This is a genomic window from Enterobacter cloacae complex sp. IR5458 (genome assembly GCF_049238025.1).
Classification (GTDB): domain Bacteria; phylum Pseudomonadota; class Gammaproteobacteria; order Enterobacterales; family Enterobacteriaceae; genus Enterobacter; species Enterobacter kobei.
The window spans coordinates 1-2,076 of the sequence record NZ_JBMKIF010000108.1 but is presented as its reverse complement, the minus strand read 5'-3'; the positions used below and the strand labels follow the sequence as shown (position 1 = coordinate 2,076).

Genomic DNA, 2,076 nt, shown 5'->3' with positions numbered 1-2,076 from the left:
AACGCTTCAACCGGATCAATGTGTTCTATGCCTGCAAAATTTACTGACGACATCTGGCTGCGAGTGCATTTGCAGGACAGGATATACTCATCCTCCAGATAGCCGGTCCGCTTACTGACCCGTTGCGTAAAGCCTGACACAATCACGTTGTCGAAAGGTAGCGTATGTAAAACGATACCGACCAGGCGGAACAAGCAGCCATGGACGTGGCGGGCATAGTTTTCGCGTACGGCTTTTTGCGTCATGGCTTTTTCCGTCAGCTCCGTGCCCCGGGCATTAACGCCGTAAATCTTATCAGGGAAATCTTCAATCTCAGCTAAATCAACGTCCAGCAGGACTGCTGATAGCTCCGGCTTTACTTCAAATGCAACAATCGTTTCACGCGGCCATTCAGTTTCTGCCAGCACACCCGCCAGGTATGATTCGAAAAACGCGGCGTCTGTCCGGAACTGCTGCCGGGCATCTGCCTGAGCCGTGGCGAGCCGTTTTTCATGTTCTTCTGCTTCAAACTTCCAGTTTGCATACTGTTCGGCCCAGGCCGTCCGTTGTTGCTGGTACCGGTGCTGTCGAAGGGTATTCTCACGCTCCACATCAATCAGCTCCTGCTGCCACCGGCGAAGATTTTCGGCGTGGCGCTCAGCTTTAGCTGATTCCGATTCAAACCATTTACCCAGAAAACTAATGCCTTCGCTCTCGGCAGGCTTTTCCGGCAATGCAAGGTAGTCTGGCTTTTCTGGACGCACCGGTGCCGGAACCTGAAAAGGCGACGTTCTGTTATGCAGGTATACTGCTTCCAGCTCTGCCCAGCTGATGCCTGTTTTTGGATCCGGCGTCAGCTCGTGAATATTACGGATTGCGGTTACCGCTGACATGAGTTCAGCGGCTTCCTGCTCAAGCGCCTGTCTGAGCCCCGGGTCGGTTGCCGTCCGGTTTCCACCTCCGGAACGCGCGGCCCGGTCAAGCCGGGTACGGTAACTCAGCCCGGTACCGGGCAAGCCCAGATTGGCATAGGTCCCCCGGCTACCAAAAGAAACGGAAGCACCTCTCGGCCCGACACTCAGGCTCGGTGCACCGTTACTCAGGTTGAGGCGAACGCCAGGAATAATGTTGATCGACTTTCTGAACCTGAACCCCATTATGATTTCCTTAATGATGCTGGGTCACGGTAAGTAATCTGATTCCATCAGCGCTTTGCTCGTTCTGTAACCCATAAAAACGAGCTCTGTCCAGAATGCCAGCCGCCCAGCGGCGATGTGTGGCGGGTTCACACATTGCTCCCTGCGACTTAAACACGGCCTGGGTAGAGTTCAGGATCCGCAGAGCGTCAGAATACTCACCCTGAGTGACCATCAGCGCGTTTTGAATGACCTCTATCTGACCCGGGTGAATGGCCGTTTTCCCAACAAGCCCATGTGCCATATCAAGAGCCAGCTCTCTGGCCATAACGGCATGATCGTCAATATGCTCACATACGGGCGCGGTCAGGGCAAAATCACGCGGGCCGAAGACTGAAACGAGCATTTTGATGACGTAGCCCATCGGGCTGTCATACAGCGTCAGGTCCCGGGGGCGGCGAAGCGACACAACGTTCATAAGATCGTTGCCGCCGATTCGAAGCGCAATAATGCGGTCGTGGCAGGGATGTTCCACCAGGCGAGTGGCCAGCTCGCGCATCTGAACCACGTCAAAGACGTCTTCTGTTTCCAGCGTTGGCATCATGCACAGGTGAGTCCCGCCCATGATATCCCACCATTCAGCTAACGAACTGAGGGTAAATTTCGGCAACACAAACCCATCGACAGCGGAAAGATCATAATGCGCTTTTAACCATCTGCCCATTTCGGCATGCCGAGGGCGAATGAACACCAGAGGCCAGTCATTTTTACCCAGGCTACGCATGCTGTTACTGAGCTCGTGCAGCAGGTGCTCCAGATTTTTGAGGGCGATGGGGATGTCTGCTTCACTGACAGCATCCTCCAGGCAAATCACCAGAGAGCGCAAACCCGGGATTTTCCCGTGCAGGACGGCATCAGCAATATCTTCCCGTGTTGCAGGCATGTATAGCGTGGCTCCCAG

Annotated in this window: 2 protein-coding genes; both read right to left on the bottom strand. The window is 54.5% G+C overall.

What is annotated here, in order from left to right:
* On the bottom strand, nt 1–1,136 hold a 1,136-nt coding region (locus tag ACOTYN_RS26160; RefSeq protein WP_421634801.1), incomplete at its 3' end, for a DUF4236 domain-containing protein.
* A gap of 10 nt (nt 1,137–1,146) precedes the next feature.
* Nucleotides 1,147–2,076, bottom strand: a 930-nt coding sequence (locus ACOTYN_RS26155; protein ID WP_421634800.1) for an HpcH/HpaI aldolase/citrate lyase family protein, incomplete at its 5' end; no start/stop codon positions are given.